The sequence below is a fragment of the Actinophytocola sp. genome (genome assembly GCF_036402745.1).
Lineage (GTDB): Bacteria > Actinomycetota > Actinomycetes > Mycobacteriales > Pseudonocardiaceae > Actinophytocola.
The window spans coordinates 95,544-114,319 of sequence record NZ_DASWSJ010000113.1 but is presented as its reverse complement, the minus strand read 5'-3'; the positions used below and the strand labels follow the sequence as shown (position 1 = coordinate 114,319).

General features: G+C 72.6%; 19 protein-coding genes. 6 read left to right on the top strand and 13 right to left on the bottom strand.

Annotated elements, in window-relative coordinates; genetic code table 11:
- The 3 genes from VGD70_RS11325 to kdgD form a co-directional block, all read right to left on the bottom strand.
- Positions 1–350, bottom strand: a 350-nt coding sequence (locus tag VGD70_RS11325) for an ATP phosphoribosyltransferase regulatory subunit (protein ID WP_331080828.1), incomplete at its 3' end; no start/stop codon positions are given.
- A 76-nt stretch (positions 351–426) separates the two neighbouring features.
- Positions 427–1,749, bottom strand: a complete 1,323-nt coding sequence (locus tag VGD70_RS11320; protein ID WP_331080826.1) for an enolase C-terminal domain-like protein — start codon at positions 1,747–1,749, stop codon at positions 427–429.
- The gene (gene kdgD, locus VGD70_RS11315; protein WP_331080825.1) at positions 1,746–2,663 is read right to left on the bottom strand and encodes a 5-dehydro-4-deoxyglucarate dehydratase; all 918 of its coding nucleotides are present in this window, start codon (positions 2,661–2,663) and stop codon (positions 1,746–1,748) included. The genes VGD70_RS11320 and kdgD overlap by 4 nt, the downstream gene beginning before the upstream one ends.
- Before the next feature lie 314 nt (positions 2,664–2,977).
- On the opposite strand from kdgD, the gene VGD70_RS11310 reads away from it, so the two are divergent.
- Positions 2,978–3,448, top strand: a complete 471-nt coding sequence (locus VGD70_RS11310; RefSeq protein ID WP_414637940.1) for an EF-hand domain-containing protein — start codon at positions 2,978–2,980, stop codon at positions 3,446–3,448.
- Between the two features lie 66 nt (positions 3,449–3,514).
- Here the strand turns inward: VGD70_RS11310 and VGD70_RS11305 are convergent, their stop codons facing one another.
- The gene (locus tag VGD70_RS11305; RefSeq protein WP_331080822.1) at positions 3,515–6,820 is read right to left on the bottom strand and encodes a S8 family serine peptidase; all 3,306 of its coding nucleotides are present in this window, start codon (positions 6,818–6,820) and stop codon (positions 3,515–3,517) included.
- 88 nt (positions 6,821–6,908) lie between these two features.
- On the opposite strand from VGD70_RS11305, the gene VGD70_RS11300 reads away from it, so the two are divergent.
- Positions 6,909–7,859 (top strand): winged helix-turn-helix transcriptional regulator, encoded by a 951-nt coding sequence (locus VGD70_RS11300; protein ID WP_331080821.1) that lies wholly within the window; start codon positions 6,909–6,911, stop codon positions 7,857–7,859.
- Here VGD70_RS11300 and VGD70_RS11295 read toward each other — a convergent pair.
- Positions 7,849–8,430, bottom strand: a complete 582-nt coding sequence (locus tag VGD70_RS11295; RefSeq protein ID WP_331080819.1) for a dihydrofolate reductase family protein — start codon at positions 8,428–8,430, stop codon at positions 7,849–7,851. The two genes, VGD70_RS11300 and VGD70_RS11295, sit on opposite strands and share 11 nt — an antisense overlap.
- A 209-nt stretch (positions 8,431–8,639) precedes the next feature.
- Between VGD70_RS11295 and VGD70_RS11290 the strand changes: the two genes are divergently transcribed.
- Positions 8,640–9,008 (top strand): VOC family protein, encoded by a 369-nt coding sequence (locus tag VGD70_RS11290; RefSeq protein WP_331080817.1) that lies wholly within the window; start codon positions 8,640–8,642, stop codon positions 9,006–9,008.
- Here the strand turns inward: VGD70_RS11290 and VGD70_RS11285 are convergent.
- Together VGD70_RS11285 and VGD70_RS11280 are read right to left on the bottom strand one after the other, a co-directional pair.
- Positions 9,005–9,445 (bottom strand): hypothetical protein, encoded by a 441-nt coding sequence (locus VGD70_RS11285; RefSeq protein ID WP_331080815.1) that lies wholly within the window; start codon positions 9,443–9,445, stop codon positions 9,005–9,007. The genes VGD70_RS11290 and VGD70_RS11285 overlap by 4 nt on opposite strands.
- 123 nt (positions 9,446–9,568) lie before the next feature.
- Positions 9,569–10,180 carry a flavodoxin family protein gene (locus tag VGD70_RS11280; RefSeq protein WP_331080813.1) on the bottom strand — a complete coding sequence of 204 codons (612 nt, stop codon included), beginning with the start codon at positions 10,178–10,180 and terminating at the stop codon, positions 9,569–9,571.
- A gap of 118 nt (positions 10,181–10,298) precedes the next feature.
- On the opposite strand from VGD70_RS11280, the gene VGD70_RS11275 reads away from it, so the two are divergent.
- Together VGD70_RS11275 and VGD70_RS11270 are read left to right on the top strand one after the other, a co-directional pair.
- On the top strand, positions 10,299–10,718 hold the full coding sequence (locus VGD70_RS11275) for a phage holin family protein (RefSeq protein ID WP_331080811.1): 420 nt from the start codon (positions 10,299–10,301) through the stop codon (positions 10,716–10,718).
- Positions 10,715–11,059 carry a hypothetical protein gene (locus VGD70_RS11270; protein WP_331080809.1) on the top strand — a complete coding sequence of 115 codons (345 nt, stop codon included), beginning with the start codon at positions 10,715–10,717 and terminating at the stop codon, positions 11,057–11,059. Before VGD70_RS11275 ends, VGD70_RS11270 begins: the two co-directional genes overlap by 4 nt.
- Before the next feature lie 6 nt (positions 11,060–11,065).
- On the opposite strand, the gene VGD70_RS11265 is transcribed toward VGD70_RS11270, so the two are convergent.
- From VGD70_RS11265 to VGD70_RS11255, 3 genes are all read right to left on the bottom strand, one after another.
- On the bottom strand, positions 11,066–11,767 hold the full coding sequence (locus VGD70_RS11265; protein ID WP_331080807.1) for a GAF and ANTAR domain-containing protein: 702 nt from the start codon (positions 11,765–11,767) through the stop codon (positions 11,066–11,068).
- A 155-nt stretch (positions 11,768–11,922) separates the two neighbouring features.
- On the bottom strand, positions 11,923–12,477 hold the full coding sequence (locus VGD70_RS11260) for a TetR/AcrR family transcriptional regulator (RefSeq protein WP_331080805.1): 555 nt from the start codon (positions 12,475–12,477) through the stop codon (positions 11,923–11,925).
- Between the two features lie 65 nt (positions 12,478–12,542).
- Positions 12,543–13,115, bottom strand: coding sequence for a TetR/AcrR family transcriptional regulator (locus tag VGD70_RS11255; RefSeq protein WP_331080804.1), 573 nt, complete (start codon positions 13,113–13,115; stop codon positions 12,543–12,545).
- A 162-nt stretch (positions 13,116–13,277) separates the two neighbouring features.
- Here VGD70_RS11255 and VGD70_RS11250 point away from each other — a divergent pair, with 162 nt between their 5' ends.
- Positions 13,278–15,461: an MMPL family transporter gene (locus VGD70_RS11250; RefSeq protein WP_331080802.1), complete on the top strand. Its 2,184-nt coding sequence runs from the start codon at positions 13,278–13,280 to the stop codon at positions 15,459–15,461.
- Here VGD70_RS11250 and VGD70_RS11245 read toward each other — a convergent pair.
- The 3 genes from VGD70_RS11245 to VGD70_RS11235 all read right to left on the bottom strand — a co-directional run bounded on the left by VGD70_RS11245 (position 15,458) and on the right by VGD70_RS11235 (position 18,725).
- A complete protein-coding gene (locus VGD70_RS11245) occupies positions 15,458–16,564 on the bottom strand; it encodes a glycoside hydrolase family 3 N-terminal domain-containing protein (protein WP_331080800.1) in 1,107 nt (368 codons plus the stop codon). The two genes, VGD70_RS11250 and VGD70_RS11245, sit on opposite strands and share 4 nt — an antisense overlap.
- Positions 16,565–16,655: 91 nt before the next feature.
- Complete coding sequence (locus VGD70_RS11240) at positions 16,656–17,150, bottom strand: universal stress protein (protein ID WP_331080798.1); 495 nt, start codon at positions 17,148–17,150, stop codon at positions 16,656–16,658.
- A gap of 9 nt (positions 17,151–17,159) precedes the next feature.
- Positions 17,160–18,725: an MDR family MFS transporter gene (locus tag VGD70_RS11235; RefSeq protein WP_414637939.1), complete on the bottom strand. Its 1,566-nt coding sequence runs from the start codon at positions 18,723–18,725 to the stop codon at positions 17,160–17,162.
- Positions 18,726–18,776 lie beyond the last annotated feature (51 nt).

Genomic DNA, 18,776 nt, shown 5'->3' with positions numbered 1-18,776 from the left:
GGCCGCTCGTAGCGGTGGCAGTTGGGGTGGCTGTACCAGCGGGCGGGGAACTGCAGCCGCCCGGCGTTGCCGGCGATGATCCGCGCGACCGAGGGGGTCATCTCGGGGCGCAGCGCGAGCCGCCGGCCGCCACGGTCGGTGAGCGTGTAGAGCTGCTGCTCGACGATCTCCCGCGACGACTTGGCCTCGTAGATCTCGGCCGGCTCGAGGATGGGGCCGTCGTAGCGCTGGTAGCCGTACCGCTCGATCACGTCGTAGAGCTGGCCGAACACCTGCGTCCGGACGGACATCTCGGCCGGCAGGAAGTCACGCGTGCCGCGATAGGGAGCGGTGGGCAAGAACTGGGACACGACACCCAGCCTATCGACCGCCCGTGACCACCTCGGACGACGGGACCGCGGGGACCAGCGGGCACCCGCACGACGGTCATCGGGACTGCAGGCACGGGCGCTTCGGGTCGAACGTCCAGCCCGGCACCAGGTATCGCATGGCCACCGCGTCGTCGCGGGCGCCGAGGGCCTCGCGGCGGTACAGGTCGTGCGCCTCCTCGACGCGGTCCAGGTCCAGCTCGACGCCGAGGCCGGGCGCGTCGGGCACCGTGAGGTGGCCGGCCACCAGCGGGATCGGCGAGCGGGTCAGCCGCTGGCCGTCCTGCCAGATCCAGTGCGTGTCGATCGCGGTGACGTCGCCGGGCGCGGCGGCCGCGACGTGGGTGAACATCGCGAGCGACACGTCGAAGTGGTTGTTCGAGTGCGACCCCCAGGTCAGGCCCCACGCCTGGCACAGCTGCGCCACCCGCACCGAGCCCCGCGGCGTCCAGAAGTGCGGGTCCGCCAGCGGAATGTCCACAGCGGACTGGCGGACCGCGTGCCCGAGCGAGCGCCAGTCGGTGGCGACCATGTTGGTCGCGGTCCGCATGCCGGTGGCCCGGCGGAACTCGGCGAGCACCTCGCGGCCGGAGTAGCCGGCCTCCGCACCGCACGGGTCCTCGGCGTAGGAGAGCACGTCGCGCAGCCGGCGGGCGCGCCGCACGGCGTCGGCGAGCGGCCAGCCGCCGTTCGGGTCGAGCGTGAGGTCCGCGTCCGGGAACCGCGCGGCGAGCGCGGTCATCACCTCGGCCTCCTCGTCGCCGGGCAGCACGCCGCCCTTCAGCTTGAAGTCGGTGAACCCGTACCGGGCGCGCGCGGCCTGCGCCTGCGCCACGATCGCCGCCGCGTCCAGCGCCGGGCGGTCGCGCGCCTGGAACCACGGGTCGGCCGACCCGGACCCGTCGCGGTAGTCGAGGTCGGTCCGGGTCCGGTCGCCGACGAAGAACAGGTAGCCGAGCGCCTTCACCCGGTCCCGCTGCTGGCCGTCGCCGAGCAGCGCCGCCACCGGCAGGCCGAGCCGCTGGCCGAGCAGGTCCAGCAGCGCGCACTCGACGCCCGCCTGGACATGGACGGTGACCCGCAGGTCGAACGTCTGCCTACCGCGGCCGCCCCTGTCGCGGTCGCCGAACCGTGCCGCCACCGCACGCAGGACCGCGTTGTGATCGCCGACCCGGGCGCCGACCACGAGGTCGCGAGCCTCCTCCAGCGTCGTCGTGATCGCCGGCCCGCCGGGCACCTCGCCGACCCCGGTGCGGCCGTCGGCGTCGGTGAGGATCAGCAGGTTCCGCGTGAAGAACGGGCCGTGCGCGCCGCTGAGGTTGAGCAGCATGCTGTCCCGCCCCGCGACGGGCACGACCCGGTAGCCGGCGACGACGGTCATGCCACGATTACCTTGTCCACCAACGCTTTCAGCTCGTCGAGCTCCGCTGGGGTAAGGTCCGCGAGCGGCGGGCGCACCGGCCCGGCCGGGCGGCCGACCGCGGTGAGCCCGGCCTTCACGATCGACACCGCGTAGCCGGCCCGCCGGTCGCGGATCTCCAGGTAGGGCAGCACGAACTCGTCGAGCTCGCGGTACACGGCCTCGGTGTCGCGAGCACGCACGGCCGCGTAGAACGACAGCGCCCACTCCGGCGCGAAGTTGAAGATCGCCGAGGAGTAGGTGGTCACGCCCATCTCCAGGTACGGCAACGCGTAGGTCTCCGCCGTGGGCAGGCCACCGACCAGCACCAGGCGGCCGGTCAGCCTCGTGTGGATGCGGGTCATGAGGTCGACGTCGCCGATGCCGTCCTTGAACCCCACCAGGTTGGGGCAGCTGTCGGTGAGCTCCCGCACGGCGTCGAAGGTGAACCGGGCGTTGGCCCGGTGGTAGACGATCACACCGAGCCCGGTCGCCGCGCAGACCGCCTTGACGTGCGCGATCAGGCCTTCCTCCGGCACCTCGGTCAGGTACGGCGGCAGCAGGAGCACGCCCGACGCGCCGGCCGCCTCGGCGTCGCGGGCCATCGCGACGGCCTGCGCGGTGCCGTAGCCGGCGGGCGCGAGCACCGGCTTGTCCGGCGCGGCCGCGACCGCGGCCCGCACCACGCGCGCGACCTCGTCCGGGGTGAGCGCGAAGAACTCCCCCGTGCCGCCGGCCGCGAACAGTCCCGCGGCGGGGAACGACGCCTGCCACGCGACGTGCTCGCGGTAGGCGTCCTCGGCGAACGCGAGGTCGGCGGTGGCGTGCGTGACCGGGAAGGACAGAAGCCCGGCGCCGAGGGTGTCTCGCAAGGACTCCGGGCTGCGCAGCGTCATGCCCGCAGCGTATGGCGGCCCGCGATACCTGTCGAACACTGCGGAAAGGCATCCGTTGATACCTTCCGTTGCCGGCCTGGCGTGCCGCGGAAGAGGAGTGGTTCGCGAAAACTACTAATAGTGGGTCCGTGCGTCACCTGTTCGGTGGTGGGCTCGACCCGAGTGGCCAATTGTGGGGGGACTTCGGCTCGGTCAGGCTGGGCCGGGGCTCGGGGTTTTCTGAAAGGGAGCACGTGGCCAGCGAGTTGCAGAGACGTAAGGTGACCGGCGTCGTCCGCGCGATGGATGCCAATGGGGACGGCTTTCTGGAAGAAATGGATTTCACCCAGCTCACCGCGCGGTGGGCCGAGATCCGCGGCGCCGCACCGGGTTCGGACGAGTACGGGCGGTTGAGCTCGGTCATGATGGGCTGGTGGCACACCCTTCTCGGCGCGTCCGGTGAGCCTCCCGTGGACAAGATCACCCTCGACGACGTCCTCACCGTCGTCGACGAGCTGGGGCGGATGAGAGACGCGGTCGCGGCCACGGCGGACATCATGTTCGACGTCATCGACGAGGACCGCGACGGCAGGATCTCCGCCGCCGAGTACAAGCAGCTCATCGAGGCCTGGAACGGCCGCGCCACCGGTACCGACGACATCTTCCCCCTCCTCGACGGCGACGGCCATCTTTCGCACGGCGAGTTCCGCGAGCTCTGGACGGAGTTCTGGGCCGGCGACAACGCCGACTCGCCGGGCACCTGGGTCTTCGGCCGGTTCCCGCTCCCGACGATGCAGGACCACTGAGCGAAAAGGGAGGCCTGGCCGCCGCCCCGAGGGCTGGGAGCAAGAGCGGCGACCAGGCCGGGCGGCCTACCGCACGGGGTAGGCGTCGATGATGGTCTGCTCGACCGACCGCCCCGAGGCACCGGAGCCCTCGGCCCGCACGGACACCGCCTGCCCGGGCCGCGGCGCCATCGGCGCGACGACGAGGAACGAGTCGTGCTGCGGCACCACGATCGCCGGCACCCAGCGGCGGCCGCCGTCCAGCGAGGTCCAGAAGCGCAGCGTGCCGCGTTCGGTCACGAGTGGCTCCTCCCGCCCGTCGCTCGCGGTGAGCCGCACGGACAGCACCAGCGAACGCCACGCCGGCAGGCGACCGGCCGAGTCGACGGGCGGCCGGTAGTCCAGGCCGAGCACCCGGGGCGCGGTCGACCACTGGTCCGGCGCGGTCGGCGCGACAGAGGGGAACGTCCACGCCGTCTCGATCCGGCGGCCGATCGGCAGCAGCTCCTGGTCCGGTGTCGCCGTGTGCTCGAGCCGGAACGTCGCCGGCTCGGGCGGGGTGTCGAACCAGTAGCTGTCCGGCAGCCGCGGCACCTCGACCCCGTCGCGGAACAGCCGCAGCGTCTGCGGGCCCCACCCGGCGTAGTCCCGCACCATCCCCTGGTGCTGCCCGTCGCTGAGGCCGACCTGCAGCTCGATCCGCGTCCGGTCGTGCGCGCCGAGGACCATCGCGGGCGCCGCAGCCCGGAACCACACCGGTGCCGGCCGCGAGCCGGCGCGGAACGACTCCGCCGGCGCGCACAGCTCGACCACCCCGCTCAGGCAGTGCGACCACCGGACGTCCGGCCGCGCGGTGACCCACTCGGTCCGCCGCACCGGCGCGGTCATCGACTCCCCGAACACCCACGAGCTCGGCACCAGGTCCGTGACCGCCTGCCAGTACTCCCCGTAGGTGTCCTTGCCCGGCCCCATCCCCCGGTAGTCCGAGTCCAGCCGGGCCATCGACCTCGACCGGGACGCCGAGTACACCGGCGGGTCCGGCACCGTGGGCCCACCGAGCACCAGCCGGTACTGCTCGGCCGGCTTGCCGCGGCCGACCACGCCGTCGAGGTCCCAGCGCGTCTCGAACACCGCCTCGCCGGTGGTCGTCGGCTTCGTCGGCTGCAGGAACACCTGGCCGTTGGCGATCTCCTCGCCGGAGGCGTAGATCGCGTCGCCGATGAAGTCGCCGACCGTCGCGTCGTGCTGCACGTACTGGACCGACGCGCGGGCGAGCGTCGTCTTCACCTCCCGCACCGTCGCGGGCGTGAGCTGCTTGGCCTCGCGCGCGTCGATCGTGAACGAGACGTCCTTGTCCAGCATGACCTCCGGCGAGCCCGCGAGCGCCACGGTCGCCGGCGCGGCGCCTGCGGCGGGCGTCTCGATCTTCGCCACCGCGCTGATCGCGCCGGGCGCCATCCGCGCGGTGCCCTGGCCGTTCCCGTCCAGCTGCACGATCGTGAACCCGCCGCCGGCCCGCGGGTTCAGCTCGTTCATGTTGCCCAGCCACACCGTGCCACCCGCGTACGGCTCGCCGTGCCGGTCGAGCACGGTCAGGTGCAGGTCGTGCCGTGGCGCCTCGTCGTAGAGGTTCAGCGGCAGGCTGATCGGGTCGAGCCCGCCGCCGCGGGCCAGGGTGACCGCGCCGATGTAGACGCCGGGCTCGGCGTTGGCCGGGGTCAGCGTCACGGTCAGCCGCTCGGTCGCGCCGGGCGCCACGGTCAGCGACGCGGGCTCGATCGTCACGAGGTCGTCCGGCGCCTTGCCGTCGTACACGTCGTAGGCGAGGTCGGTCGCGGTGACCGTCTGGGCTGCCTTGCCGGTGTTGGTGAGCGTCACCTCGATGCTCGCCGGGTCGGTGCCGGCCGGGTGCCGCCGGTAGCCGAAGTCCACAGTGGACCGGTTGAGTACCAGGGTCTCCGACGTCGCGCCGCGCAGGTCGAGCTGGCCGGCACCCTCCTCGTTGGACACCGGCCGGACGGTCGTGTGCACGTCGGCGGTGGTCATCAACGTCGTCTTGATCCGCTGCCAGTCCCAGTCGGGGTGCTGCTGGCGCAGCAGCGCGGCGGCGCCGGTCACGTGCGGCGTGGCCTGCGACGTCCCGTCCATGGTCGTGTACGGGTCGGCGGTGCCGCCACCGGCGCGGGCGCCGACGATGCCGACACCGGGCGCGGTCAGGTCCGGCTTCGCGCGGTAGGTCCCGCGGGTCGGGCCTTTCGCGGAGAAGCCGGCCACCCGGCCGCCCGAGTCGGAGGCGCCGACCGTGAGCGCGCTCGCCGCGACCCCGGGGCTCTCGACCAGCCCCCAGCCGCCGCTGTTGCCGGCGGCGACCACGAACAACGCGCCGGTCTGCGCGGTGAGCGCGTCCAGCGCCAGCGCCACCGGGTCGTCGCCCTTCGCGGCCGGGCCGCCGAGGCTCAGGTTGACCACGTCGGCGCCCTGGGCCGCGGCCCACTGCATGCCGGCGATCACCCACGACGCCTGCCCGGAGCCGTCCGCGCCGAGCACCTTGCCCGACAGCAGCCGCGCGCCGTAGGCGACACCGCGCCGGTCACCGGTCGCGGCCGCGCCGGTGCCTGCGACGATCGAAGCGACGTGCGTGCCGTGCCCGTTGCCGTCGGCAGGCGTGCCGTCGGCGGTGAAGTCGGCCTCGGCGGCGACCTTGCCCTTCAGGTCCGGGTGGGTCGAGTCGACGCCGGTGTCCAGCACAGCCACGTCCACCCCCGCGCCGGACAGGCCCGAGGACCACGCGTCCGGCGCGCCGATCTGGGTGAGGTTCCCGTCCAGCTCGGCGGCGGAGAGTTTGCGGTCGAGCCATACCTTGGAGCCGCCGAGCGACCGGGCGGCGCGCGACTGGTCGGCGAGGACGCGGGCGCCGTCGCCCTTGCGCACGGACACCGCGCTCGCGCCGATGCTCGGCAGCGCGAGCGTGCCGGACCGGGCGGCGAAGGGCTGCGGGCCGCGCACGATCAGCGGCAGCGAGTCGGTGACCGAGTCGGCGTAGCCCATGTCGACCAGCGCGGTGACGTTGAACAGCTCCAGGTCCAGCACGTCCGGCACCAGGTGCTCGACCGCGTCGGGCACGACGTAGAGGTCCGACCCCTGGCGCAGCGTCGTGAACGACCGCGAGCCGGCGCCCGGCCGCACGGCGACGCTCGGCTGGCCGCCCGCGGGCCGGGTGACGGTGACCGCATCGCCGGTCAGCAGCGTCACCGTGGCCGTCGCCGCGGAGACAGTGGCGGCAGCGGGGGCGGCGGGGGCCGCCGCGGTGACCGGTGCGGGCACGGTGAGCGCGACCGCGACACAGCCGACCGCGGTGACGAGCCGCGCGAGGAGTCCTCGGACCTGTGGCATGGTCCGTTCCTATCCGACCAGCAGGGCAGATTGGAACGATCGGCCGTGGCGTGTTGTCGCCATGTCGGGTATACGCCAGGATTCGATCATGCTGGAGCCGTTGGGGATCACAGAGTTCGTCGAGGTCGTGTACCGAGCGTTGCTGGCGACGCCGGGTCTGACGACCGCGGAGCTGGCCAACCAGCTGGGCAGGTCCGAGCGGGCCACCCGCCGGGCGGTGGCGGAGCTGGAGGAGCTGGGGCTCGCGAGCCGGCTGCCCGGCCGGCCGGTGCGGCTCACCCCGGCCCGCCCGGACACGGCCATCGACCTGCTCGTCGCGCGGCGCCGCACGGAGCTGGACACGCTGCAGCACAACGCCCGCGCGCTCGCCGCGCAGATGACCCCGCACCGCCAGCCGGACGAGCTGCTCGAGATCCTCGTCGGCCAGCAGGCCGTCGCCGCGCGGTTCACCCAGCTGGTGCTCGGCTGCGAGCGGGAGCTCCTGGTGTTCGACCGGCCGCCGTATGCCACCGACGTCCCCGCGGCCGAGGGCGACCTGACCGCGCGGCTGCAGGAGCGGATCGAGGTGCGCGGGCTGTACGCGCCGGAGTCGCTGGAGTACCCGGGCGCGCTGGAGGCCGCGCGGCGCGCCGTCGAGAGCGGCGAGCAGTCCCGGATGCACCCGCGGGTGCCGATGAAGCTCGCGATCGCCGACCGGCAGGTCGCGCTGCTTCCCTTGGTACTGGAGGACATGGTGGCGAGCGCGCTCGTCATCCGCCCGTGTGCCTTGCTGGACGCGCTCGTCGCGTTGTTCGAGCTGCTGTGGGAACAGGGCTCGCCGCTGCTGCCGGAGCAGTCGGGCGGGGCGACGCCGTCGGACCCGGGCCTGCTCGCGATGCTCGCGGCCGGCGCGAAGGACGAGTCGATCGCCCGCCAGCTCGGCGTCAGCTCGCGCACGGTCACCCGCCGGGTGGGCGAGCTGCTGGACGAGCTGGGCGCCAGGACCCGGTTCCAGGCCGGGGTCCTGGCCCAGCGCCGCGGCTGGCTGGCTAGCGAATGACCTGGTAGCGCAGGTGCGTGACGCGGTTGCCCTCGATGACCTCCGGGTCGGACAGCCGGACCGGGTGCTTGGCGAGGTTGGCGAAGAACGGGATGCCCTCGCCGAGCAGCACGGGAATCAGGTTGACGACGATCTCGTCGAGCAGCCCCGCGTCCAGCGCCTGCTGGACCACCGTCGTGCTGGCGGCCGAGACCACCTTGTCCCCCGCGACCGCCTTCGCCTGCTCGATCGCGCTGACCACGCCGTCGGTGACGAACGTGACCGGGTGCGGCCAGTCCGCCGGCGGCCGGTGCGTCACCACGAACAACGGCACGCCCGCGGGGTGGTTGCCGCCCCAGCCGTGGGTGTGGTCGAACAGCCGGCGGCCCGTGACCAGCGCACCGGCCGTCGCGTACGCCTCGCGCAGCAGCGGGGCGCTGGCCGCGGAGACGTGGTGGGTCCAGCGCGGGTCGTTGCTCGGCACGGTCACCTCGCCGTTGTCGTACCAGTCGAACAGCTCCCGCACGCCGTCGTCCGGGTCGGCGATGAAGCCGTCGAGGGACATCGACAGGTGGGCGACGACCTTGCTCATGGTTTCCGCTCCTTCTCGGTGGTTCGCGGTGGTCGCCGGTGTAACGCCGGCCCCGCGCCGGACTCATCGGTCGCGGGCGAACTTTCCCGGCGCTCGCCGGTGCTGGGCTGGCGGTCGTGGAACTCGACGTGGCGGCTCCTCGCGATCACGATGCCGCTGTCGGTGGCGGCGCGGGGCGCACGAGCGGGTGCGCGACTAGCGTCGGGGCCATGACCAGCAGGGTGCTCTGCCTAGCCATCGACTGCCATGACTCCGCGTCGCTGGCGCGGTTCTGGTGCGCCGCGCTCGGCTACGCGGAGGTGAAGCGCTGGAAGGACCCGCGCGGCACCGAGTACGTGGAGATCGGCCGCGACGGCGAGCCGCTGCTGCTGTTCCAGCCGGTGCCCGAGCAGAAGTCGGTGAAGAACCGGCTGCACCTGGACATCTACCCGGCGACCGGCAGCCAGCAGTCCGAAGTGGAGCGACTGGTCACGTTGGGCGCCACCGTCGTCGAGAACGACCCGGACCTCCACTGGATCGTCCTCACCGACCCCGAGGGCAACGAGTTCTGCGTGCCGCCGCCACGGTCCGCGGGCTAGGCCGGCGGCTCGAACCGGAGCCGCGCGCCGCCCTCGGCGTAGCCGTCGACGGTGATGGTGATGCCGTTGAGCCGCATGTAGCCCGTGCCGGAGAGGTAGCCGTGCGCGCCGCCGTTGGCCGGGTCGGCGCCGTCGAAGTTCACGGTCTCCGGGGGGACGAACGTGACGACGAAGTCGGTGAAGCCGAACTTCGCGTCGAGCGGGACGTCGACGGCGCCGCGGACCACGATCGCGCAGGAGGCGTCCGCGCAGTCGGCCGCGGTGTCGTCGTAGGCCGGCGGGGCCGAGGTGGTCGTCGTGGGCACGGTCGTGGGCACGACCGAGAGCGAGGAGTCCGCGGGGAACGACGGCCGGGGGCTGCCGGTCCGCGTCACGGTGCAGGCCGCCAGCACGAGGCCGACGAGGAGGAGCAACCCGAGCCCGCGGACGATTCGCATGCCACAGTCCTACCGGACCGGGTCAGGGACCGGTCCCAGGCTCGTCACCCGCGAGGGCGGCCAGGTCGGCGGTGAAAGTCGCGGACCTTCCGGTTCGTCGCCTGCGACACGCCACCCGGCGCGTCACTCGCCGGGCGGGGCCTGCACCGGCAGCTTCTGCAGCGCGGCGGCGACGCCGTGCAGGTTGTGCGCCATGCTCCGCGCGGTCTTGTGCGACCACTCCTTGCCGTGCTCGGTGTCGGCGTAGCTCGGGCCGGGACCGGGGCCCATGTTCCAGTAGGTCCAGGCCTGGCCGGGCACCGTGTAGCCGATGTCGCCGAGCGCGCCGGCCACCTCGCTGATCACGTGGTGCGCGCCGTCCTCGTTGCCCGTGACCACGACACCCGCGACCCGGTTGTAGGCGACCGGTCGGCCCTCGTCGTCGGTCTCGGACATCATGCCGTCCATCCGCTCGATCACCCGCTGGGCGATCGAGGACGGGTGGCCGACCCACGTCGGCGTCGCGACGATCAGGATCTCCGCGCCGAGCAGCTCGTCGTGCAGCCGCGGCCAGTGGTCGGTGTTGTCGCCGAGGTCGGTCGTGATCCCCGGCGGCACGACGTGGTCGACGACCCGGAACGAGCGGACCTCCACGCCCTGCTCGTCCAGCGCCTGCCCGACGACGTCCGCGAGGGCCTGCGTGTTCGACGGTTCCGGCGACTGCTTGAGCGTGCAGTTCAGGATCACGGCGCGCATCTGGTCGTCTCCTTGTCGGCTCGGGTGTCGACCTGAGCCGTTGCCGCTGAGCAACTGGCTAAACGTCCGCGTTTTCGCCCGTCGGGGCCTGGGTAGCCCGAGGTGAAGGAGGAGCATCATGAGTTCTATTTCGGATGTCGGTGCGGAGAAGCCGATCGGCGAGAAGTCGGCCGCCGAACTCGTGCACGACCTGACCGAACAGTTCAGCCACCTCGCCCGCACCGAGGTCCGTCTCGCGGTGCGTGAGGTCCAGGACAAGGCCAAGCACGCCGGCAAGGGCGCGGCGAGCATCGGGCTCGCGGGGGTGCTCGCCGGCTACGGCGTCGCCGTCGTGCTGGCCGCTGTCGTGCTGCTGCTGGCGCTCGTGCTGCCCGCGTGGGCCGCGGCGCTGATCGTCGGCGCGGTGCTGCTGCTCGCCGCCGGCATCGCCGCGCTCGTCGCGAGGAAGCAGTTCAGGCAGGGCGCCCCGATGCCCTCCGAGGCCGTCGAGAGCGCCAAGGAGGACATCCAGGTGGTCAAGGAAGCGGTGCGGCGATGACCAGCCACGGGGCCGAGGACCGGATGCGCATGCCCGGCGAGGGGCCGACCGACGAGGACCTGCGTATGGACGCCGAGCTCACCCGCCAGGAGCTGGCGCAGACGGTGGCGGCGCTGGGCGCGAAGGCCGACCTGAAGACCCGCGTGCGGGCCGCGGCCCGCGAGCGTGCCGAGGCGATCCAGGCCGGCGGCGCGGAGCTGGTGAGCAAGCTGCCCGACCCGGTGGCACAACGGGTCGCGCCGGTGTGGACCACCGTGTCGCACCGTCCGGCCATCTCCCTGGCCGGGCTCGTGGCGCTGATCGCGATGTTCGGGATCTGGCTGCGGGCCCGCAGGCGCTGAGGTCGGTCACTGGCTGGGGAGCTCGCCGGTCTCGGTGAGCATCCTGGCCAGCTCGCGCAGCTTCACGTTGCGCTCCTGGGACTCCTTGCGCAGCATCTCGAACGCCTGCTGCCCGGTGAGCTTGTGCCGCTCCATCACGATGCCGAGCGCCTCACCGATCTCCTGCCGGCTGGCGACCGCCTGCTGCAGCTGCGCGTCCGAGCGGGCGCTCGCGAACGCCACCGCGGCGTGCGAGGCGAGCAGCCAGCCGACGTGCTCGGAGTGCTCGGTGAACGCGTTCGGCGCGCGGCCGTAGAGGGTGAGCGCGCCGAGGTTGCGGTCGCGGGTGTAGAGCAGGAAGCCCATCGCGCTGCCGATGCCCAGCTCGCGGGCCTTGGGCGCGTAGCGGGGCCAGCGGTCCTCGGCGGTGGTGACGTCGGCGATCCGGAAGACGTGGTGTTCCTCCAGGGTGCTGTCCAGGCACGGGCCCTCGCCGAGCTCGACCTGGATGCGGTCGGACTCGCGGGCCGCCTCGTCGGAGGAGGCGAGCGTGCGCAGCCGACCGCCCTCCACCGTCAGGATCCCGGCGAACTCGCAGCCCCGCACCAGCGACACCGCGTGCGCGACGATGCGGTCGAGGGTCTGCTGCACCGTCTCCTGGCTGAGCAGGTCGCGCGCCATCCGCGCCAACGCCGTCGCCAGCGACTCGGCCCCGCTGTCCCGGGCCATATCCCTGTCCCTTCGGTCGGCCTCCGCATCAAGCGTAATCGATGCACGACCGACGCAGCAGCCCTCAGTTCACCACGGGACGACGCCGTCCTCCGCGTGCCGATCGCCGCCGCCCCGCTCGGCGTCGAAGCCGTCTGCTCACTCGAGCAAATCGGCTAGGCGCCGCGGGTGGCCAGCTCGAACAGGGTGGCGAGCTCCTCGGTGTAGGCGCCGTGGTCGGCGTCCGGGTCGACGGCCAGCCGGTTGAGCACGCCGTCCAGGACCGACCGCACGGCCATGGCCATCACGTCGGCGTCGAAGAAGCGGAACTCGCCGTAGCGCTGGCCGACCCGCAGCAGCTCGGCGAGCCCGGCGACGTCGACGCCGAACGCCGGCGCGCGGCCGGCCCGGGCGATGTCGAGGGCGGCGAGCAGCCGGGTGCGGTGCTTGCTGGCGAACTCGACGTTGGCCACGATGAACGCGCGCAGCTCGGCCGCCGGGCCGGTCTCGGCCGTCATCCGCTCCTCGACGAACGCGGCGAACTCGGCCAGCACCACCCGCACGACCTCGTCCATCAGCTCCTGCTTGCCGGCGAAGTGGTAGGAGATCAGGCCCGTGCTGGACAGCCCCGCGGTGCGCGCGATTCGCGCGAAGGACGCCCGGGCGAGCCCCTCGGTGGCGATGGTGTCGATGGCCGCCTCGACGATCTGCGAGCGGCGGGCTGTTCTCATTTGCTCATCCAAGCGAACTTTGCTCATCCCAGCAATGTCGGTTGGCGGACGGCGTGTCGGGGTGATCAGCGGCGCCGGGGGCGGCCGAGCAAGCGCCGGCCGGCCTCGAGCAGGTGCTGGCGAAGCTCCTCGTCCGGCAGGTCGACGAGCGCGGGGGAACCACCGGCCAGCGCGATGCCCGCCAGGGCCACGTGCGCGGCGACCGCGGCAGCGGGATCCGCGTCCGGCCCGACCAGCAGCTGGGTCAGGCAGTCCTTCACGTTCTCCTCGTCGTGCAGCGAACGCTCCAACGCCCGCGCAACACCGGGATCGCTCGAGAAGACGGCCGCCAAGGCGCGGTGGCTGATCACCAGATCGACGACGCCGGCGAGCACGTGGTCGATCTGCGCGCCGCGCCGCCGCATGGCGCCGGCCTCGCGCACGATCGTGCCCAGCCGGCGCAGCGCCGGCTCGGCAACCGCCTCGGTGATCTCGTCCTTCGCCTTGAAGTGGTAGTACACCGCGGCCTTCGTGACGCCCAGCGCGTCCGCGATCATCTGCAGCGACGTGCCCTCGACCCCGTGCTTGGTGAACAGCGCCAGCGCCGTGTCGAGCAGCCGGGTCCGCGTATCACCGTCGCGGGCCGCCATGGCCGTCATCGTGACCTCCTCGCTGAGAGTTCGACCCTACTCTCTCAGCTAGCCATTCGACAAGTCGACAACTAGCCGTGCGGCTAGTCACATACTTGCCGATCGGCTTGGCGGGCGCTTGCCGATCGGCTAGCTTCGGGAACCGAGCGAACCGAACGAAGGAGTCCACAGGTGGCGACATTCCTCTACCGCCTCGGCCGCGCGTCCTTCCGCCGCCGGTGGCTGGTCACCGGCGTCTGGGCGGCCCTGCTGATCGTGCTCGGCATCGGCGCGGTGGGCCTGTCCGGCCAGCTCACGAACGCCGTGACCATCCCCGGCACCGAGGCCCAGCGCGCCATCGACCACCTGAAGTCGACCTTCCCCGAGGCCGGCATCGGCGGCGGCACCGCACGTGTCGCGATCGCCGCACCAGAGGGGCAGACCTTCACCGACCCGGCCAACAAGGCAGCCGTCGAGCGCGTCGTCGCCGCGATCGAGAACGCGCCCGAGGTCGCCCGGGTGACCGACCCGTTCAAGACTCGCGCCGTCTCGCCGGACGGCACGGTCGCCCTCGTCCAGGTCGGCTACGACCAGCAGGCGTTCGCGCTCACCGACGCCGACCGCGCGGGCCTGGAGAAGGCGGCCCGGTCCGGGGAGAGCGCGGGGCTCACGGTCGAGCTCGGCGGCGACGCCACCCGGGCCGCGCCCGCGACCGGCGCCACCGAGATCCTCGGCGTCCTCGTCGCCGCGCTGGTCCTCGTCATCACGTTCGGCTCGCTGCTCGCCGCCGGGCTGCCGCTGCTCACCGCGCTCGTCGGGGTCGGCGTCGGCATGGCCGGCATCACCACCGCGTCCGGCTTCCTCGAGCTCAACGCCAACACCCCGGTGCTCGCGCTGATGATCGGCCTGGCGGTCGGCATCGACTACGCGCTCTTCATCGTCTCCCGCTACCGCAACGAGCTCGCCCGCGGCCTCGACCACGAGCGCGCCGCCGCGCGCGCGGTCGGCACCGCCGGCTCGGCCGTCGTCTTCGCCGGGCTCACCGTGATCGTCGCGCTCGCCGGCCTCACCGTCGTCGGCATCCCGTTCCTCGGCGAGATGGGTGTCGCCGCCGCGATCACCGTCGCCGTCGCGGTCCTCATCGCGATCACGCTGCTCCCCGCCGTGCTCGGGTTCGCCGGCGACCGGGTGCGCGGCGCCCGGATCCGCGGCCTCAACGGCGGCCCCAAGCCCGGCCGGACCAGCATGGGCGAGCGCTGGGCCCGCCTCGTCGCGCGCCGCCGCGTATCCGCGCTGGTGATCGCCCTGCTCGGCCTCGGGCTGCTCGCCGTGCCCGCCGCGAGCATGCAGCTCGGCCTGCCCAACGACGCCAACGCCGCGCCGGACTCCAGCCAGCACAAGGCCTACGAGCTCGTGAGCAAGGGCTTCGGCCCCGGCGCCAACGGGCCGCTGACCGTCGTCGTCGACACCTCCGGCAGCGCCAACCCGCAGGACGCCGTGCAGCAGACCGTGCGGCGGATCGAGGCGCTCGGCGTCGCCGGGACGACCCCGCCGCAGCACAACCGCGCGGGCGACACGACGCTGCTGACCGTGATCCCGCGGACCGGCCCGAGCGACGCGGCCACCGAGGACCTCGTCGGCAAGATCCGCGCGGCCGGCGGCACACTGCACGACACCACCGGCGCGGAGATCTCGGTGACCGGCCAGACCGCCGCCAACATCGACGTCTCCGCCAAGCTCGCCGGCGCGATGATCCCCTACCTCGCGCTGATCGTCGGGCTCGCGTTCCTGTTGCTGATGCTGGTGTTCCGCTCGGTGATCGTGCCGCTCAAGGCGACGCTGGGCTTCCTCGCCTCGGTCGCGGCCACGTTCGGCGCAGTTGTCGCGGTGTTCCAGTGGGGCTGGCTCGCCGGCGCGCTCGGCGTGGAGAGCACCGGGCCGATCATGAGCATGCTGCCGATCCTGCTCATCGGTGTCCTCTTCGGACTCGCGATGGACTACCAGGTGTTCCTGGTGACCCGGATGCGCGAGGAGTACGTGCACGGCGCCCCGGCGGGCGAGGCGATGGTGGCCGGGTTCCGGCACGGCGCCCGGGTGGTGGTGGCCGCCGCGCTGATCATGACCAGCGTGTTCGCCGGGTTCGTTCTCGCCCAGGACTCGCTGATCCAGTCGATCGGCTTCGCGCTCGCGGTCGGCGTCGCGGTGGACGCGTTCGTGGTCCGCATGACGATCGTGCCCGCGGTGATGTCGTTGCTGGGCAAGCGGGCCTGGTGGCTCCCCCGCTGGCTCGACCGCCTGCTGCCCAACGTCGACGTCGAGGGCGAGAAGCTCACCGAGCCGCCGCGCGAGGAGCGCCCGGTGCCGGTGCCGGTCTAGGTCAGGCCGGCGCGCAGGGCGTTGACCCTGGCCAGCGCGTCGCCGAAGGCTCCGCTGTCGAGGGTGCCGTCGGCGAGGGCGTTGGCCAGGGCCTGGGCGGCCTGGTCGCCCTGGTTCACGTCGCGGGCCGAGGCCAGGATCAGGTCCACGCCCGCCTGCGCGGCGAGCACCGCGCGGTTGGCGGTCGTGCCGTAGTCACGCAGGGCGCCCGCCTCGAGGGCGTCGGAGATGGTGACGCCGGTGAACCCGTTGCGGGTGCGCAGCTCCTGCTGGACGACCACGGACGACAGCCCCGCCGGACGGGAGTCCAGCGCCGGGTAGACCGCCCAGGACAGCATCACGAGCTTCGCCCCCGCGGCGATCGACGGCTGGTACGGCGCCTCGTGCACGCTGCGCAAGGTGGACAGCGACACGTTCAGCGTCACCGGTTTGGTGTCGGTGTTGTCCGCGGCGTTCGCCGGGCCGAGGCCGGGAAAGTGCTTCACGGTGGCGGCGACACCCACGGCCTGCTGCGCCCGGACGTAGTTCGCGCCGAGCTGGCCCACCGTGGTCGCGTTGGCGCTGAACGAGCGTTTGTACTGGTCCATCAGGTCTCCCGGCGCATGGAACACGTCGAGCACCGGCGCCAGGTTCACGTTCATGTCGACGCCCGCGAGGTTCTGCCCCGCGCCGCGTCCGGCGTTCGTCGCCGCGGTGGCCGGGTCGGCGGACTGGCCGATCTCCTTGTGCGACAACGCGGGCTCGCCGGGCAGCCGGCGGATCTGCCCGCCCTCCTGGTCGGTCATCAGCAGCAGCGGCTGAGACGACGGGCTCTGCGCGGCCGCCGCCCGCAGCTGCGCCACCACCCCGGAGATCTGCGACAGGCTGGACACGTTCTCGCCGAAGAAGATCACACCGGCGGCCTCGCCCGCGCGGATCCGGGCGAGCAGGCTCTGCGGTGGCGTGAGGCCGGGGTAGGAGTAGATGACCCGCTGCCCGGCCGCCTGCTGGGCGAAGGCCATCGCGTCGGCGTTCACCGCGCCGGCCGCTCCCCCGCTCACCGTCGCCGCCCCGGCCACGACGAGACCTGCCGCCAGCCAACGGAACAACCGACCACGTCGCATGGGACCCGACCTCCTAGACGCTGCGTAGGCCAACGATAACCCAGCGCATCCATAGATCGTAAGTTTCCAACAACACGGTCAGGAACAGCGCTCACGGAACGACGACCACCGGCCAGTGCCCCGTCTTGATCAGCCTGGTCGCCACCGAGCCGGCGAACCGGTGCCCGGCACTCGTCGACGCGCCGACCACCACGGTGTCCGCGTGGCTGCAGTCCGCTGCCTCCCGCAGGGCCGTGACCGGGTCGCCGTACACCCGCAGGTACGTCACCGGCACGCCGAACTCCTCCGCCGCCGACCGGACCTGCTCGCGCAGCTCCTCGTGCAGCTGCTGCTGGGTGCGGAGCTCGAACGCGGCCGCCGGCCCGGTGAGCGCGAGCCCCGACCGGGTGACGACGAACGCCACGAGCAGCCGGTAGCCCTGCCGCCGCGCGAGGCCGATCGCGTAGGCCGCCGCCCGCATCGCGGTGTCGCTGCCGTCGACCCCCACGAGCATGGTCCGCCCCGGCCCCGGCTGGGGACCGAAGCGTTCCACCGTCGGCTCGTACGCCCGCGAGGGCTCACCCAGGCCGGCCACGTTGCCGTCCATGACAACCGCCTATCCCACGATCGGGTCGTTCACCTGCTGGTCCTGCTCCACCTGTTCGAGGTCGATGGTGGTGCGCAGGGTGATCGGCTTGAGCAGCAGCGCCGCGATGACGCCGACCACGCCCGCGGCCGCCGAGATCAGGAAGATGTGCGCGGTCGCGTCGCCGTAGACCTGGCGCACCACCTGCTGGATGTCCGGCGGCAGCGCGGCCAGGTTCAGCGCGCTCGTGGTCCCGCCCGTGGTGAGCCCGTGCCCGCCGAGCGCGGCGGTGAGGTCGGCGGTGACCCGGTGGGCCAGCACCGCGCCGAGCACGGACACGCCGATCGTGCCGCCGAGCGAGCGGAAGAACGTGACCGACGCGCTGGCCGCGCCGAGGTCACGCAGCGGCACCGAGTTCTGCACCGCCAGCACCAGGTTCTGCATGGTCATGCCGACCCCGACGCCGACCAGGACCATCGCGGCGGACACGAAGACCAGCGAGGTGGCGTGGTCGATCGTGCCGAGCCCGAGGAACCCGATGACCAGCAGGACCGAGCCGGCGACGATGTAGGGCTTGATCACGCCGGTACGGCTGATCAGCTGGCCGGACACGGTCGAGGCCACGAGCACGCCGGCCATCAGCGGGATGGTCAGCAGTCCGGCCTGGGTCGGACTGTAGCCGCGGCCGATCTGGAAGTACTGGCCGAGGAACACCGCCCCGCCGAACATCGCGATGCCCACCGCGAGGCTGCCGATGATCGCGAGCGCCGTGGTCCTGGTGCGCACGATGTGCAGTGGCACCACGGGTTCCGGCACCCGGGACTCGACCCACACGGCGACCAGCAGCACCACCAGCCCACCGCCGGCCATGGCCGCGGTCTGCCACGACATCCAGTCGAACGAGCTGCCGACGAACGACACCCAGATCAGCAGGATGCTCACGCCGACCGCGATCAGCGCGGCGCCGGCGTAGTCCACGTACACGTTCGACCGGCGGATGGTCTCCAGGTGCAGGGTCTTCTGCAGCACAGTGAACGCGACCACGGCGATGGGCACGCCCACGAAGAAACACCACCGCCAGCCCAGCCACGACACGTCGACGATGAGCCCGCCGAGCAGCGGGCCACCCACCGTGGCCACGGCCATGACGGCGCCGAGGTAGCCGTTGTACCGGCCGCGCTCGCGAGGCGGGATGATCGCCGCGATCACGACCTGGACCAGTGCCTGCAGGCCCCCGACCCCCAGGCCCTGGAACGCGCGGGCGGCGATGATCTGCTCGGCGTTCTGCGCGAAGCCCGCGGCCATCGAGCCGAGCACGAAGACCACGATCGCGACCTGGACGAGCGTCTTCTTGTTGAACAGGTCGGCGAGCTTGCCCCAAATGGGCGTGCTCGCGGTCGCGGTCAACAAGGTCGCCGTGACCACCCAGGTGTACTGGGTCTGCGTTCCGTTGAGCGAACCGATGATCCGTGGCAGGGCGATCGACACCACGGTCGAGCTGATCATCGCGACGAACAGCACCAGCAGCAAGCCGCTCAGCGACTCCAGCACCTGTCGGCGTGGCATCACCTCGTCGGCCGCGTTCCCCTCGGCCATTCCCTTCACTGCCTTCCAAGTTCGTGTGCCCCGTTTGGCATCATTCTTGCT

Excerpts from the sequence above, each read along its gene's own strand:
- VGD70_RS11320 (WP_331080826.1), bottom strand. The coding sequence starts at position 1,749 with ATGACCGTCGTCGCCGGCTACCGGGTCGTGCCCGTCGCGGGGCGGGAC.
- kdgD (WP_331080825.1), bottom strand. The coding sequence starts at position 2,663 with ATGACGCTGCGCAGCCCGGAGTCCTTGCGAGACACCCTCGGCGCCGGG.
- VGD70_RS11310 (WP_414637940.1), top strand. The coding sequence starts at position 2,978 with ATGGATTTCACCCAGCTCACCGCGCGGTGGGCCGAGATCCGCGGCGCC.
- VGD70_RS11305 (WP_331080822.1), bottom strand. The coding sequence starts at position 6,820 with ATGCCACAGGTCCGAGGACTCCTCGCGCGGCTCGTCACCGCGGTCGGC.
- VGD70_RS11300 (WP_331080821.1), top strand. The coding sequence starts at position 6,909 with ATGCTGGAGCCGTTGGGGATCACAGAGTTCGTCGAGGTCGTGTACCGA.
- VGD70_RS11295 (WP_331080819.1), bottom strand. The coding sequence starts at position 8,430 with ATGAGCAAGGTCGTCGCCCACCTGTCGATGTCCCTCGACGGCTTCATC.
- VGD70_RS11290 (WP_331080817.1), top strand. The coding sequence starts at position 8,640 with ATGACCAGCAGGGTGCTCTGCCTAGCCATCGACTGCCATGACTCCGCG.
- VGD70_RS11285 (WP_331080815.1), bottom strand. The coding sequence starts at position 9,445 with ATGCGAATCGTCCGCGGGCTCGGGTTGCTCCTCCTCGTCGGCCTCGTG.
- VGD70_RS11280 (WP_331080813.1), bottom strand. The coding sequence starts at position 10,180 with ATGCGCGCCGTGATCCTGAACTGCACGCTCAAGCAGTCGCCGGAACCG.
- VGD70_RS11275 (WP_331080811.1), top strand. The coding sequence starts at position 10,299 with ATGAGTTCTATTTCGGATGTCGGTGCGGAGAAGCCGATCGGCGAGAAG.
- VGD70_RS11270 (WP_331080809.1), top strand. The coding sequence starts at position 10,715 with ATGACCAGCCACGGGGCCGAGGACCGGATGCGCATGCCCGGCGAGGGG.
- VGD70_RS11265 (WP_331080807.1), bottom strand. The coding sequence starts at position 11,767 with ATGGCCCGGGACAGCGGGGCCGAGTCGCTGGCGACGGCGTTGGCGCGG.
- VGD70_RS11260 (WP_331080805.1), bottom strand. The coding sequence starts at position 12,477 with ATGAGAACAGCCCGCCGCTCGCAGATCGTCGAGGCGGCCATCGACACC.
- VGD70_RS11255 (WP_331080804.1), bottom strand. The coding sequence starts at position 13,115 with ATGACGGCCATGGCGGCCCGCGACGGTGATACGCGGACCCGGCTGCTC.
- VGD70_RS11245 (WP_331080800.1), bottom strand. The coding sequence starts at position 16,564 with ATGCGACGTGGTCGGTTGTTCCGTTGGCTGGCGGCAGGTCTCGTCGTG.
- VGD70_RS11240 (WP_331080798.1), bottom strand. The coding sequence starts at position 17,150 with ATGGACGGCAACGTGGCCGGCCTGGGTGAGCCCTCGCGGGCGTACGAG.
- VGD70_RS11235 (WP_414637939.1), bottom strand. The coding sequence starts at position 18,725 with ATGGCCGAGGGGAACGCGGCCGACGAGGTGATGCCACGCCGACAGGTG.